This is a genomic window from Treponema sp. Marseille-Q4130 (genome assembly GCF_014334325.1).
Lineage (GTDB): Bacteria > Spirochaetota > Spirochaetia > Treponematales > Treponemataceae > Treponema_D.
Window position 1 is genome coordinate 167,783 of sequence record NZ_JACSET010000002.1, and the last position, 14,321, is coordinate 182,103.

14 protein-coding genes are annotated in these 14,321 nt (G+C 51.3%); 8 read left to right on the forward strand and 6 right to left on the reverse strand.

Annotation, left to right across the window (positions count from 1 at the left end; translation table 11 throughout):
- The first annotated feature begins 11 nt into the window (after positions 1-11).
- The gene (locus H9I36_RS02650; protein ID WP_187383845.1) at positions 12-722 is read left to right on the forward strand and encodes a tetratricopeptide repeat protein; all 711 of its coding nucleotides are present in this window, start codon (positions 12-14) and stop codon (positions 720-722) included.
- Between the two features lie 92 nt (positions 723-814).
- On the forward strand, positions 815-2,860 hold the full coding sequence (locus H9I36_RS02655) for a hypothetical protein (protein ID WP_370586938.1): 2,046 nt from the start codon (positions 815-817) through the stop codon (positions 2,858-2,860).
- Positions 2,861-2,944: 84 nt separating this feature from the next.
- Here H9I36_RS02655 and rlmN read toward each other — a convergent pair whose 3' ends face one another.
- The 5 genes from rlmN to H9I36_RS02680 all read right to left on the reverse strand — a co-directional run bounded on the left by rlmN (position 2,945) and on the right by H9I36_RS02680 (position 7,826).
- A complete protein-coding gene (gene rlmN / locus H9I36_RS02660; RefSeq protein ID WP_187383847.1) occupies positions 2,945-4,039 on the reverse strand; it encodes a dual-specificity RNA methyltransferase RlmN in 1,095 nt (364 codons plus the stop codon).
- A gap of 45 nt (positions 4,040-4,084) precedes the next feature.
- Complete coding sequence (locus H9I36_RS02665; protein ID WP_187383848.1) at positions 4,085-5,263, reverse strand: tetratricopeptide repeat protein; 1,179 nt, start codon at positions 5,261-5,263, stop codon at positions 4,085-4,087.
- Positions 5,264-5,291: 28 nt separating this feature from the next.
- The gene (locus H9I36_RS02670) at positions 5,292-5,636 is read right to left on the reverse strand and encodes a hypothetical protein (RefSeq protein WP_187383849.1); all 345 of its coding nucleotides are present in this window, start codon (positions 5,634-5,636) and stop codon (positions 5,292-5,294) included.
- An 88-nt stretch (positions 5,637-5,724) separates the two neighbouring features.
- A complete protein-coding gene (gene rsmD / locus H9I36_RS02675) occupies positions 5,725-6,270 on the reverse strand; it encodes a 16S rRNA (guanine(966)-N(2))-methyltransferase RsmD (RefSeq protein ID WP_187383850.1) in 546 nt (181 codons plus the stop codon).
- A gap of 2 nt (positions 6,271-6,272) precedes the next feature.
- Positions 6,273-7,826, reverse strand: a complete 1,554-nt coding sequence (locus tag H9I36_RS02680; protein WP_187383851.1) for an ankyrin repeat domain-containing protein — start codon at positions 7,824-7,826, stop codon at positions 6,273-6,275.
- 104 nt (positions 7,827-7,930) lie between these two features.
- Here H9I36_RS02680 and rpsF point away from each other — a divergent pair, with 104 nt between their 5' ends.
- The 5 genes from rpsF to dnaB all read left to right on the forward strand — a co-directional run bounded on the left by rpsF (position 7,931) and on the right by dnaB (position 11,348).
- Positions 7,931-8,224: a 30S ribosomal protein S6 gene (rpsF, locus tag H9I36_RS02685; RefSeq protein ID WP_187383852.1), complete on the forward strand. Its 294-nt coding sequence runs from the start codon at positions 7,931-7,933 to the stop codon at positions 8,222-8,224.
- A gap of 29 nt (positions 8,225-8,253) precedes the next feature.
- Positions 8,254-8,724, forward strand: coding sequence for a single-stranded DNA-binding protein (locus H9I36_RS02690; protein ID WP_187383853.1), 471 nt, complete (start codon positions 8,254-8,256; stop codon positions 8,722-8,724).
- A gap of 101 nt (positions 8,725-8,825) precedes the next feature.
- On the forward strand, positions 8,826-9,086 hold the full coding sequence (rpsR, locus tag H9I36_RS02695) for a 30S ribosomal protein S18 (RefSeq protein WP_231364258.1): 261 nt from the start codon (positions 8,826-8,828) through the stop codon (positions 9,084-9,086).
- A gap of 124 nt (positions 9,087-9,210) precedes the next feature.
- The gene (gene rplI, locus H9I36_RS02700) at positions 9,211-9,819 is read left to right on the forward strand and encodes a 50S ribosomal protein L9 (RefSeq protein WP_187383854.1); all 609 of its coding nucleotides are present in this window, start codon (positions 9,211-9,213) and stop codon (positions 9,817-9,819) included.
- A 206-nt stretch (positions 9,820-10,025) separates the two neighbouring features.
- The gene (gene dnaB / locus H9I36_RS02705) at positions 10,026-11,348 is read left to right on the forward strand and encodes a replicative DNA helicase (RefSeq protein WP_187383855.1); all 1,323 of its coding nucleotides are present in this window, start codon (positions 10,026-10,028) and stop codon (positions 11,346-11,348) included.
- A gap of 196 nt (positions 11,349-11,544) precedes the next feature.
- Here dnaB and H9I36_RS02710 read toward each other — a convergent pair whose 3' ends face one another.
- On the reverse strand, positions 11,545-13,110 hold the full coding sequence (locus tag H9I36_RS02710; protein ID WP_187383856.1) for a P83/100 family protein: 1,566 nt from the start codon (positions 13,108-13,110) through the stop codon (positions 11,545-11,547).
- Positions 13,111-13,362: 252 nt separating this feature from the next.
- Here H9I36_RS02710 and H9I36_RS02715 point away from each other — a divergent pair, with 252 nt between their 5' ends.
- Positions 13,363-14,298 (forward strand): alpha/beta hydrolase, encoded by a 936-nt coding sequence (locus H9I36_RS02715; protein ID WP_255422635.1) that lies wholly within the window; start codon positions 13,363-13,365, stop codon positions 14,296-14,298.
- The last annotated feature ends 23 nt before the right edge of the window (positions 14,299-14,321 follow it).

Here is a 14,321-nt window from a genome sequence, read left to right on the forward strand (position 1 = left end):
GCGGTGGGGCTATGGCAAACGAAGCAAAAAAATCATCCGAAACTCCCGACATATTGCGGCAGGGTATACTGCTGTATAAGCAAAAAAAATATGCGGACTCTCTCGCGTTTTTTCTCGCGCTTCCTCAGGATACGGGGATCGACGGCATAGAGCTCGCGTATTACATAGGGCTGTGCTATGCGAAGCTCGAACACTACGACGACGCGCTTTTGTATTTGGAACAGGTGGTCACGTCGGGTACGGAACTCGAGCGCGTTTTGCAGTGCCGCTTTCTCCTCGCCGTCATCTACGCGCTTTCCGGCCGCAGACGTCTTGCCGAATTCGAACTCAACAAACTGCTCGAAACGGGTTACCGCAACGCATCCGTTTACGCGGCTATCGCATTTATCGCGTGGGAGCAAAACGACGTCAAAAAATGTCTCGCTTACTATGAAAAATCGCTTGAAACCGACCCCGAAAATCTCACATCGCTGAACGGCATGGGATACGTGCTCGCATGCGAAAATACCGATTTGACGCGAGCGCTGACCTACTGCAAAAAAGCGGTCGCATCCGAACCGAAATCGGCCGCATGTCTTGATTCACTGGGGTGGGTATATTTCAAACTCGGCCTCATGGAAGAAGCTTCAAAATATCTTACGGAAGCGCAAAAGCTCGACGGGTCGAATGCCGTCATCAAAGAACACGTCGCGCAACTCTCGGCTTTTAAGGACGTGCGATGAAACATATTTTTTCTCATGCTCCGCATGCAGACTTTTCGGCAAAAAAATCGATACGTAAAAATGCTTTCCCTAGTGGGGTTTCTTTTCGCGCGGTGAAAAAAGCGCTCCTTTTATTGCTGCTGTTCGCCGCTTCTCTTTTTGCAGAGGATACGGCAGGTCTTTCCGCTCCCGGAAGGATGCGCACTGCCGACGAAGGTTTTGCGGCCGAAGAATTCCGACGCGGCGTGCAGGCTTACTACCGAGGCGCGTTCAACGAAGCGATTTTGCAGTTCGAACGTTCCCTTTCATACAAGAACGACGACAATTTGATACTCGTCTGGCTCGGCAAAGCTTATTATCGAAGCGGCCTTGAAGGCGAAGCGCTCGCATCGTGGAAGAGAGCCTACGAAAACGGCCGGGGCGGCATCCTCATGCAAAACAGGATCGAAGTCGTGAGCGAGCGGCGCGTGACGGGCGATGCCTACGGAAAAGACGCGCGCTATACGGAAGCGGGAAGCTTTCCCGGCATGAACGGAGATGTCCTCGTGTTCAGCGAACCCGTTTCCTCTCTTCCGCTCGCCGACGGCACTCTGTGGGTCGTCGCTTACGGTTCCAACGAACTCTTGAAGATAAACGTCAACGGTACCGTTGTGCGCCGCGCCGAAGGACCGATCAACGGATTCGATCGGCCGCTCGACGTGATTGCGCTTCAAGGCGGTAATATGCTCGTCAGCGAAAGTGCGGGCGACAGGCTTTCGCTTTTGAACCCCGACGGAAAATTTATTAAATATATCGGCTCGAAGGGACGCGGCGTCGGACAGTGCGTCGGCCCGCAATATCTCGCCGAAGACGAAAACGGAAACATCTACGTGACCGACTACGGAAACAGCCGCGTCGACGTATTCGATAAAGACGGAAACGCGCTCTTTTATTTCGGAAGGGCGCAAAACGGCTTTGCGGGCTTTCAGGGACCTACCGGCATCGCATCCGTTTCGGGCAGCATCTACGTCGCCGACAACGTGACCGGCGGCATCTATCAATTCGATACTGCAGGCAACTTCATCCGCACGCTGGTGAGGGAAAAAACCTTCCGCTTTCCCGAATCGATGAAAGCGTGGAACGACTTTCTCGTCGTCTGTGATTCGAACAAAGTGATTTCGGTCGACCTCGAAACGGGAGCGACATACGAAAGTGCGAACACGGGAAACGCTCCGTCGCGTCTGACGAGCGCGGTGCCCGATGCGAACGGCAATGTCCTGGTCACCGATATGAAATCGAACGAAGTGTATGTGATGACGAAAATGCAGGAGCTTATCGGCGGACTTTTCGTACAGATCGAACGCGTCAATGCCGATAAATTTCCGCTCGTTGTCGTCGAACTCTCCGTCGAAAACCGCCGCCGCGAAAGCGTCGTCGGTCTCGGCGAAGAAAACTTTTATTTGACGGAAGGAAAGCGTCCCGTTTTGCAGCAAAAGCTTATCGGTGCCGCGTCGAACAATAAAATCGAAGACCTTACGATCATCATCGACAGGTCGAAAGAAAGCGCGGCTTACGAAGCTCAAATCCAAAGCGCCGTGTGCTCTCTTGCATCTGCGATGAAAGGCGAGGGGACGCTCCGCATCGTCTGTGCAGGCGCCGTGCCTGCAACAGAATATAAAGGCTCTCCGCGCGCAGCGGAAAAATTCGGCATAAACGTTTTAAAAACGCCCGTGTCGGCCGAAGTGCCCCTCGACCTCGCGCTGCGCCTTGCCGCAAACGATCTCATAAACGCGGAAGCAAAACGCGCCGTCGTGTTTTTAAGCGCGGGACGCGTGACGCAAAACGCTTTTAAAAAGTACGGACTTTCCGAACTTACCGCATATTTCAATAACAATTCGATCGCGTTTTCACCCGTCCTCCTTACGCAGGGCGCAGCCGATCCCGAAATCGCTTACCTCGAAGAAAATACAAAAGGCTCATCCTATTACGTTTTCAGACAGGAAGGACTCGCCTCCGTCATCGATGATTTGCGAAATCTTCCCGTCGGCCGCTATCAGCTTTCATATGTGTCGTCTCTCAACACGGATATGGGGCGCGCGTTTTTACCGGTCGAAGTTGAAACCTATCTCATGAACCGAAGCGGCAGGGACGAGAGCGGATACTTCGCACCGCTGCAGTAAAAGCGTGCGGCTTACGACGGCCGTTGCGGGCTTTTCGGTAATCTTGCAAAGCTGCAACACGGCATCCGCCTTCTTTTATGATCTTTACGACTTATTATCGGACTTGGATAAAATCGATTTCCCTATTTTTTCGATACGCTTTCCGGCGCGGGCAGATGCAACGCCCGTCTCCGTTTTGCCGAGCTGACCGCAGGCACCCGCGATGCTTTTTCCGCGATGCATACGGAGCGTTACGTTGAGTCCTCCCTTTTCAAGGCGCGAAACGAATTTCTCCGTTTCCTCCTGATTGGGCGTTGCAAAGGAAAGCCCTTCGACGGGATTCCACGGAATGAGGTTGATGTGGACGTCCAAATCTTTTGCAAAGGCAATGAGAGAATCCGCATTTTTTTCACTCGTGTTTTTGCTCGAAAGCAGCACAGCTTCGAGCGTAACTCTTTTTCCCGTTTTTTCGATGTAGTACGAAATCGCCTGACGTAAATCGTGTAAAGAATTCGTCAACGACGCCGGCATAAGTTCCCGGCGCAAGGTTTCGTCGGCGGTCGTAAGCGAAAGGGCGAGGCGTACTGCCGGCCCCTTATCCGCCAAATCGTATATGCCGCGTACGATGCCGACGGTTGAAATCGTGATACGGCGGCTTGAAAGATTTCTCCCCCTCTTGTCGGTGAGCACGGCGATCGCTTTCCGCACCGCATCGAGATTTAAAAGCGGCTCTCCCATACCCATAAAGACGATATTGTCGAGCAGTCCCGCATATTTTTCGAGATATAAAAACTGTTCGACGATTTCCGCTGCGCTCAAATTTCTGGCAAGGCCGAGCGTTCCCGTTTTGCAAAAGGCGCAGCCCATCGCGCAGCCGGCTTGGCAGGAAACGCAGGCGGTCTTCCGACCCGCCCTGTCGGTGAGGAGCACCGTTTCGACTGCAAGTCCGTCTTCCGTTTCTATCTGCAACTTTACCGTGCCGTCGTCCGCTTTCAGCACGGCGGACACTCGAGTCGAGCGGAGTATCGCTTTTTCGGCAAGAGTTGCACGTAAGGCTGCGCTCATATTCGTCATCGCGTCGAACGAATAGGCTCCCTTTCCGATCCACTGAAACAGTTGATTCCCGCGGAACGAAGGGGAGAGGGATAGAGAAACGCACAGTTCTTCGGGCAAGAGACCTGCCAGTGCGATTTTATTCATGATCGAGACATGTCCGACAAAAATTAATAAAGCGCGGCGTGCACATCAATAGATCGGCTTATTGTTTTTCAGCTTGTCGAGCATATCGCTTATAGGCGGACAGCGTATGCCCTGTTTTTGAAAGCTTTCGAGGGCGGCGACGGCATCCTGTTTTCTGTTGAGCTTTACGTAACAGTCGGCTAGGTCTATGTACAGGCGGTAATTTTTTGCGTCGTTTCGGATGAGGTTTGAAAGCCGCTCCGCCGCTTCTTCGTATTTGCCTTCGCCCTTACAGATGAGCGCGAGCCCGAGAGCCGCATATACATCGAAGGCGATGTCGAGCGCTTTGTTGTAGTATTCGACGGCGGTTTTATAGTCGCCCGTGTTGCGGTACGCATCGCCCGAACGCGTGAGGATCACTTTGTTGTCGGGATCGAGCGCGAGGATTCTGTTCCAGTATTCGATGGAACGGTACTGCTGGTTCATGCCGCGGTAGCAGTCGGCGAGTCCGAACAGCGCGTAAAAATTGTTCGGGTCGAGTGCGAGCGCGCGCTCGAAATAGGCGACGCCGTTTTCGAAGGTTTTAAGTTTTCTGTGACAATTTCCGATCGACGTGAGGACACGGATATCGACGGCGCTTTCGTTGAGTTCGAGCATCTTCGCCCAATAGTAGAGCGCATCTTTGTATTCTTTAAAGTCGTAGTGCAAATGCCCGAGTCCGATGAGCGCATACGCGTTGTCTTCTTCCATGTCGAGCACTTTCAAATACAGCTCTTTCGATTTTTTAAAGTCGTGTATTTTCCGGTATGCGTCGGCTACTCGCGTGAGCACCGTGATGTTGCGGTCGTCGTGCACGAGGTACTGTTCCCAGATATCGATCGCTTTTCGGTATTGGTTGAGCGCTTTGTAACAGTCGGCAAGACCGAAGAGAGCGTAGTTGTTTCCCGGATGATAGGAGAGACAGTCGTTATAATAGCCTATCGCTTTGTTGTAATTATTCTGCTTGCGTTCCGAATCGCCGAGTCCGACGAGAGCGTAATTATTATTGTTTTCGATGTCGAGGATTTTTTTAAACATATCTTTCGCATCGGTAATTTTATTGCTTTTTAATAATTGATAGCCGCCTTTTGAAAGCTCCGAAATACGGTCGACGGTCAGGTTTTCATCGGCAGAGGATTCATCGGAAAAGAATTCTTCTTCGTTTTCCGTTTCGGTACTTTCAATGCTTTCGATCGTTGCTTCCATTGATGTATACTCCTTTGTTGCAATTCGTTTAACTGTTTTTCTTTAATACTGCCGATATGACGCGGGCCATGCATTCATAGATCGGTTCCGACTTTTTTGAATTGTGTGCAAGCACATACTGCTTGAGCGCTTTGATCGTTTCGTTTTTTTTCGCGTAGGCATCTCCGACGCGCGTCAATCCGTCGGAATAACCCGTCGCCGTGAATATCCTGCGTGCCTGCTCGATATTGCCTTCGTTGAAGAGGGTATTGCCGGTGCGGTTCAGTCCTGCTTTTTGTCCGGAGGAAAGAGAAGCGACGGGAGTATCGGTTGTTTTAATAAATCCCGCGTTCCCCTGTTTTTCGATTATCTTCTTTTTTAATTCATCCGTCACCGCTATGCCTGCAAAATTAACAACAATTACCCTACCATACTTATAGTACCACGTTTCTTATAAAAGTCAAGGATTTTTTTTACTTTTTTCAGATTATTAAGGAATAAAAGTCGACGACCGAGCGGCCGTAGGTGCGCATATCCGTGCGGATAAGCTCTCCGATTTTATCGGGCATCGATTTTTCTTCCGGCCGATGCACGATGATCGTGCCGCCGCTTTTGCATATGCCGTTTTCAGCGGCGTTTTTTATTAATTCGGCGTGGAACTTATACGGAAAGGGCGGGTCGAAAAAGATATAGTCGAAGCTGTCTTTACAGCGTTTAATAAAATATTCAACCGGCATAAAATGACATTTGACGATGAAGCCCAGCTCGTGTTCGACGACGGCGACGTTTTCGAGTATGACGGGGATTTTGATTTTATCTTTTTCGCACAGTTCGACGCGCTCCGCTCCGCGGGATGCCGCTTCGATCGCTATAGTGCCCGAACCGGAAAAGAGATCGAGAAAGGATTTGCCATCGAGGCCGCCGAGTATCGCGAAAACGGATTCGCGCATTCTGTCCATTGCGGGACGGATAACGCCTTTCGGACACTTGATCTGCCGGCCTTTTAAAACGCCGCCCGTTATGCGCATGCTCAGTTGTCCGCGTTGAGCGACCGATAGATATCGTCGTGTTCGAGCGCTTGATTTTTTTGCGCAAAGTCGAATGCGCGAAGACCGGATGCCGTGCGCGCCGAAGGAAGAGCACCCGCTTCGAGCAATGTTTCGATGACGGCTGTAGACCTTCCGGCAGAGGCTGCGTACATGAGAGGAGTTTTCCCTTCCCAAAATGCATTGATCGGCACACCCTTATCGATAAAGCATCGGATTTTTTCACATTGGACGGCGAGGGGTACATTTGAAGATGTGATCGTATGAATAAATGCTTTTGCGGTTTCGCTTTCGGTTGCGGAATACGAATCGAGGAGCAGCGAAACGACGTCGGGATTTTCCGAGTATTCGGCTGCGATGAGGAGCGATGACACGCCGTAGGAATTCTTTGCACGGACGGAAGCCCCCGCATCGATGAGCATACTGACGAGATCGGAATCGTTTTGCACTCTTACCGCATACATAAGCGGCGTCCAACCTTCTTTATCGCGTGCGTTTACGTCGGCACCGCTTTTAAGCAGCGTGCGGGTAAGATCGACGCTCGCGCTCTTTATCGCGAACATAAGCGGCGTAACGCCTTTTTCATCCTGCATATTGACGTTTTTAATAATCGTTTCGCTCTGTACCGTTTCGGCCGCCGCGTCTTCACTGTCGGAGGGCGCGTCTGCGTAATCGTATAAAAAGGTTTTGCCGTGAGATGCCGAGGGGCGAACAGCGGGAAGTAGAAGCACGGGCGGCGGCAGCGGAACCGCATCCGCTTCGGCGCTTGCAGGTTTTTCAAATGCGGCGCTTTTTTCAGGTACGGCCGTATCTTCGTTTTCGGAAGCGGCATCGTTTGTTCCGTCGGATGCGCTTACGTCGGCGTTATCAGTTACGGGCATTTCGGAAAGCGCGCGCGAATCCTCGTTTTGCGCTTGGGCTTCCGGAGTTTTTTCCGCCGTCGGTAAAACGATTTTCGCGTTTTCCGCCGCTTGTAAAACGGCTTCCGTACTTTCCGCCGGTCGCTCGATATTTGCCGCAGCGGAAAGGAGCGGTACGCCGCCTTCTGTCGTTTGCTCGAGGAGGGCGATATCGTTTTCGTTCAGATACGATGTAACGATTTCTCGGACGGCGGGATTCGTTTCCGCATATGAGGCGGCGTATCTGCCTTTTTTATCGCGCGTCATAAGGCGCTTGTGTATTTTCTTTTCGGATGCGCGACCCGAACCGAGAATGCGGCGAAATGTGCTCGGGGCGCTGCAGTATTCGCACGCGTATGAAACGGCCGTCCGCTTTTCCCGATTTTTTTCATCGACGCCGATGCCCGCTTTCAGCAGCACGTTGATGATATCTTCCTCCCGATCGTGTATGATCGCCATGATGAGGAGATTGTTTCGTTCCTTTCCGATCGTACGGGTAGGCGCGTCTCCGTCGAATAAAAATGCGCGTTTGATTTGCTGCGCCGTGCCGCTTTGCACGAGATCCGGATATGTGTCGGACGCGGCGGCGGCAAGCGGAAAAAATGCCATGACGAAGAGAATTCGGAAAAATACTTTCATATCGATAAGTATACACAATTGACCATTTTTCATCAATCTGATAATATAATAAAACACCCCTTGGAGCTTCGTATGAAGTTCCCAAATGACCACAAGGAGCCGGTATGCGAAAATACGAACTGATGACCGTTTTCCCGCTCGACGAGGAAAAGTCAAAAAAAGGCGCTGACGATGTCCGCAGCGTTTTAAACGAATTCGGAGCCGAAATCGAAAAAGAAGAACCCTTCGGTGACCGCGATTTAACCTATGAAATCAAAAAACAAAAACGGGGACGCTTTATCCTGTTTACGATGAAGCTCAATCCCGCAAAGATCGTCGAAATCAACAAACAGTTCAAACTCAACACGAATATGCTCAAATACCTGTTTGTAAAGCTCGACGAAAAAGAAGCGAACTGAGGGTCGATCCCGCTTTCGGAGGCTGCAGTATGACGGATATGAATCATGTATTTTTGATCGGGCGCTTGACGAGAGACCTCGGCGCGGACGAACGCTCTTTTGCGTATGTCGGCAACGGTCAAATGGCTCGGGCAAATATCAGCATCGCCGTCAACCGAAGCAAAAAAGAAGGCGAACAGTGGGTCGACGAAGTCAATTATTTCGATATAACGATTTGGGGACGGACTGCCGAAAACTTGAAACAGTATCTGCTCAAAGGAAAGCAGATCGCCGTCGACGGTTATCTGAAGCAGGACCGCTGGCAAAAGGACGGACAGAATTTCAGCAAAGTCGTCGTCGTTGCGAATTCGGTACAGCTGCTCGGCGGAAAATCGGAGGGCGGACAAGCGTCCGGGGGTGCTCCGAGATTCCAACCGAAAGCGCCGTCCGAAAAGACGGGACAGTACGGCGCTTCATCATCGCCGACCGATGACGGGTTCCCCGAAGATATTCCTTTTTAATGTAATTGGAGATTATAATGGCAGACGAATTGAATAACGAAAGCGCAGCCGCTGTTTCGGCTGAAGAAAAGATGAACGCAGCCGCTCTCGATACAACGACTATGAGCGACGACGAGGCGGAGGAAAAAGGAGCGGGAAGAAAGGGCGGAAAAACTTATTTCCGCAAAAAAGTGTGCCGCTTTTGTGCGAACAAAACGAAGATCGACTACAAAAACGCGGACAGCCTGCGCCGCTATATGACCGAACGCGGTAAAATTCTTCCGCGTCGCATCACCGGTACCTGCGCAAAACACCAGAGAGAACTTGCAGCGGCTATCAAACGCGCGCGCAATATCTGTCTGTTGCCCTACGTAGCCGACTGAAAAACTATTTAATTGATCGGGTATGCGATCCGACTCCTGGTGACGCGCCCGAACGATACAAAGTGCCGCCGCAGCCGAACGCGTATAGAGGCGGTGCAATACCATTTTTAAGAGGAGCTTGAACATGAAAGTCATTTTGAACACGGACATTAAAACGCTCGGAGAAGAAGGAGACGTCAAAAACGTCGCCGACGGATATTTCCGAAACTTTTTGCGACCGCGCAGACTCGCCGTACCGTATAACGACGCGACCGTTGCGTTCTTTGAAAGCCGCAAAGCCGAAATAGAAGCGCGCAAAGAGCAAAAGCGCAAAGATTCGGCGAGCCTCAAAGAAAAACTCGAAGCGTTGCATTTGGAGATCACGATGCCGGCAGGCAGAAACGGAAAGCTTTTCGGTGCGGTTTCCGCCCAAGTCATTTCCGACCTGCTTGCAAAGAACGGATTTGAAATCGAGCGCAAACGCATCGAAATTCCGGGCGTGTCGATCAAATCGGTCGGAAACTACCACTTCAACGTAAAACTCTATGAATCGCAGATCGCGCAGATGGTCGTATCGGTAAAGGGCGAAGAGAGCACCGAAGTGAAAGACGCTGCCGACGACGGCAAAGCGAAAAAGGCGAAAGCCGAAAGCGCAGGTGAAAATTCCGCAAACAAAGGTGCAGAAGCGGTCAGAGCGGAAACTTCCGAAAGCGTTTCGCAGGAAAGCGCGCAATCGGACGGAGCCGAAGCGTAATTTTCCGTCCGGATACAACGGGAATGTGGCTGTCTGAAAAGCCGACCGGCTTTTGAGGCAGTTTTATCTCGTTTTTAATAAGCGAATATTGAGCAGATTGCGGCGAAGGCCGGTGCGTTCCCGAGGAGCGGCCGGCTTTTGCCGTCTAAAGAGACAAAGCTGTGGATATCTTGGGGATAATCTGTTGAAAGCGTGTGGAGAAAACTATGGCAGCTGCAATGTTAAAAGATAAGATTCCGCCGCACAATGCGGACGCCGAACAGGCTGTCCTCGGCGCGCTGCTCCTCGATTGGAACGCCGCGACGGATATCGTTACGATTCTCCGCGCAGACCGCTTTTATTCGCTCCAAAATCAAATCATCTATCAGGCGATGCTGTCGCTTTTGCAGCAAAATATCAAAGGCGATACGCTCACCGTTATCAATCAGCTCACGAAAGACGGCAGCCTCGAAAAAGCGGGCGGGGCGGCTTACATCGCCGATTTGACGGGCAAAGTGCCGACGAGCGCAAATATCGAATACTACGCCGACATTGTCCTCGACTGCGCTTACCGCAGGGATCTCATCAAAATCGCATCGGAAATGCACGCTTCTTCGTTCGATGAAACGCACGAAAGCATTGAGCTCATCGAAGAAGCCGAACAGAAAATATTCGCGCTTTCGCAGCGCAACGAAACGACAAAGATCCGCAGCATAAACGATGTGCTCGCCGAAACGATCGAGCTTATCGACAAGCGATACAAAAGCCGCAATCAGTTTACCGGCGTGCCGTCGGGATTTTCAAAACTCGACACGATGACAAGCGGTTTTCAAAATTCCGAATTCATCGTCATAGGCGCGCGGCCTTCCATCGGAAAAACCGCACTTGCGCTGTCGATGATGGAGTACATCGCCGTCGACCAGCAGATCCCGTGCGGATTTTTTTCGCTCGAAATGTCGTACGAACTTATCGGCCAGCGCCTGCTTTCGCAAGTGTCGCGCATCCCGGGCAATAAACTGCGCTCGGGCTTTTTGCAGATGCAGGATTTTCAGCGCCTCCAAGACGCGGCCGGTCGCTGCTATAACGCGCCGCTTTTTATCATCGACACGCCGAATATGAAACTCCTCGATATCCGCGCGATGGCACGCCGCCTCGTCGCCAATCAGGGCGTCAAAATCATCTTTATCGATTATATCGGACTCATCGTCACGGAAGACAGGAGCGCGCCCGTATTCGAACAGGTAGCGGAAATTTCAAAATCGCTGAAAGCGCTGGCGCGTGAACTTACGATTCCGATCGTCGCGCTTTCGCAGGTTTCCCGCGACGCCGAAGGCAATGAGCCGACGCTCGCGCAGATTCGCGGTTCGGGCGCGGTCGAACAGGACGCCGACGTCGTCATATTCATACACCGCGACAGAAAGCGGGACGATCCTTATGAGCCGCAGGAAGCGAAACTCATCGTTGCAAAACAGAGAAACGGCGCGACGGGCACCGTCGAAATGATGTTTATACCGCCGTGCGCAAAATTCGAAAACAAAGCCGACAATTGACGGAAAAGGCTGTCGCAAAAGTCGGTTACTTTTTGGACAGCCCTAATTGACTCCGATCTTCTTTAAAAATTCGATATCGCGTCACACAGCCTCGATTCCGAATCTCTTTTTGGAATTCGATATAGCTTCACACGACCCCGATTCCGAATTTCTTTGCAAAACTCGAAATCGGCTCGTCATGATCCCGCGTTCCGCTTTATTTTTTAGGCGGCAGCTCCGACAGATCGCTTTTTGCAAGCAGTTTGATCCTGCCGTTCGTTCCGGTTACGACAATCACGCTGTCGGAAACGGAAACGGGGGAGCTCTCCATGAGCGGTACCTTCGATTTCAAAAGCAATTTCAAATTTTCGTCGTATTTTGCAAGTACCCAGTCGCTTCCGTCGCGGATAATGCAGTAGTAGTCCTTACCGTCGCGAGCGAGGACCGAGCGTTCGGAAACGGTTTCATCGCTTTCTTTCGTGATTTCCATATTGTCCGGATCGAGGATGACGAGCTTTACCGCAGCGTTTCCGGCGTTTTTTCCGGCAATCGCTATAAAGCCGCCGCTTACGGGGTAATATGTTCTGTCGCGTACAAAGGTGACGGGGGAGGCGTGGATGACTTCACCCGTCTGAGAATTGACTTTTACCAAACCCGAAAGAAGCTCTTTTTCGTCGGTCAGCTGCATACCGTACACGGCGCCCGCTCTTGCGTTTGCAGCATCGCGTTCGATGATCTCCTGCTGATCCTTTGCGATGTCTTTACGCTCCTGCTGCGCTTCGGTTTCTTTTTTATCGGCTCGAGCCTGCGCTTCGGAAGCTTCGTCTTTTGCCTGCTTTGTACGCTCGGCCTGTTCGTCGGTTTTCTTTTGCTGCGCCTCCGCAGCCCGCTCTTTTTTGTCTGCTTCTGCCTGCGCTTTTTTATCGTCCGGATTTTGTTCCGCTTTTTCGCGCGCCGCTTCCGCTTCCTTCTGCGCCGTTTCGTTTTTTCTTTGCTCTTCGTCGAGCTTTTTCTGTTCCTCGGTCGCTCGTTTTTGCGCGCTCTGTGCCTGCTCGCTCGCATTGTCGGCTTCGCGTTCTTTGATGTCGACCATCTGCTTGCGGCTCTCGATGTTCCGATCGTCGTCTTCTTTCATCGATTCAACGACCTTTTTATCGCTGATCGCCGACGTGTCTACCGTGCTCAAGCCGCCGTTGACATCGGCGAGAGGGATCACGATCTGGCTTCGACCCGGCCATTCGTCGTACCTCACCGAAAGACCCGCATGCCTTTCGGTAAGATTTTTAGTTACGATATTTTTATAGCGCGATTTGAAATAGTCGATATTGGAGCGATAGACCGCGTTGTACACCGTTATAAAAACCGCAAGCGTATCGGCGTCGCGCTCGGAATAATTATACGCCGCTGAAAGATAGGCTGAAATGATGCGGCGCAAGTTGACGATGTGATCGACCGTCGCATTTTGCCCGATAAAAAAAATATCGGCGTCGAATTTGCCTTTTTCATTCGGGTCGACGGCGTGGATCACATAGTATTTTCCGCTGTCGCCTGCGGTCATATACGAATCGCGCGAGCGTGCGATGACACCTCCGGATGAAGAGCCGATGGCTTTGATCGCGGAAAGGGAATCGATCCGCGTATGCGGCCCGACGTAGTTAATAAATTCGACAGTGTCGGAAACGCTTTTCAGTTCGGGTTCATTCACTTGAGCTGCGAGTGCCGATATGAAAAACACGGTGTACGCAAAAGCCAAAGCGATTTTAAAAACAAAGCGATTGTTCATCGGTATTCCTCCGCGAGTGATACGGTGTATATATCGCCACAATTATAGCACATGGCGATTGTTTTTGCTATCGGAAAAGCGCGGACACATTTTAAATATATCCGGATATATGTTCTACGCTATCTCTTTTTGTGAGCAGGTTTTTCGGCTCTTTGAAAATCTTGCGATAAGTCGAAAATGTAAACGGTTTTCAAAGATACTCTGTCAACGGCTCTCTTTTCAACGCACGTCTCATTCCGTTATAATAAAATTATGCAGAGGCGGCAATTTTTTCAAACGATGAGCGACGGCGAAGAAGTCTTCGTCGCGCGGTGGATCCCTGACGGTGAAGTAAAGGGGATCGTACAGCTTTCTCACGGCATGGTCGAACACGCTCTGCGATACGAGCGGCTCGGTACCGTGCTTGCGGAAAACGGTTTTGTGCTGAACGCTCACGATGTGCGCGGACACGGAAAAACCGCCGAGCGCGCCGAAGAAAAACATACCGGCATGTTCGGACTTCTTGCGGATAAAAACGGATTCGAGCGCGTCACGGAAGACGTTCGCGAAGCGCTCGAAAAAGCGAAAGCCGACTTTCCGGGCAAAAAGGCGGTGCTGCTCGGGCACTCTTTCGGCTCCTTTGTCGCGCAGTCTTTTATCGAAACCTATGCCCGCCTCATCGACGGTTGCATTTTATGCGGTACGGCCGGTCCCGCCTTTTCTCTTGTCGCTTTGGGCAATATCGTTGCGCGCGTGATCGCGTTTTTCAAAGGAAAAAAACGCGCGTCTCCGTTTTTAAAACGGATGGCCTTCGGCGCATATACGAAAAAAATTCCCGATTCGGTAAACGGGCAGGAGTGGCTTTCGCGCGATAAAGACGCCGTCGCGCGTTACATCGCCGATCCGTACTGCGGTTTTAATCCGACGGCGAGCTTTTACTGCGATTTGACGCACGGCCTTATGAAAATCCACAAAGGTGCAAACATACGAAAAATCCCGTCCGACTTACCGATTTTAATAATCTACGGCAGTGCCGATCCCGTCGGCGGCTACGGCAAAACGGTTGAAAAACTCTGTGCGATCTATCGCAAAAACGGAGCAAAAAAACTCACCGTCAAAACATACGACGGCGCGCGGCACGAGCTTTTCAACGAAATTAACAAGGCCGAAGTCGAGCGTGACATACTTTCGTGGCTCGCCTCGCTGTAGCGTTTCTCATGAAAAGATCCGAA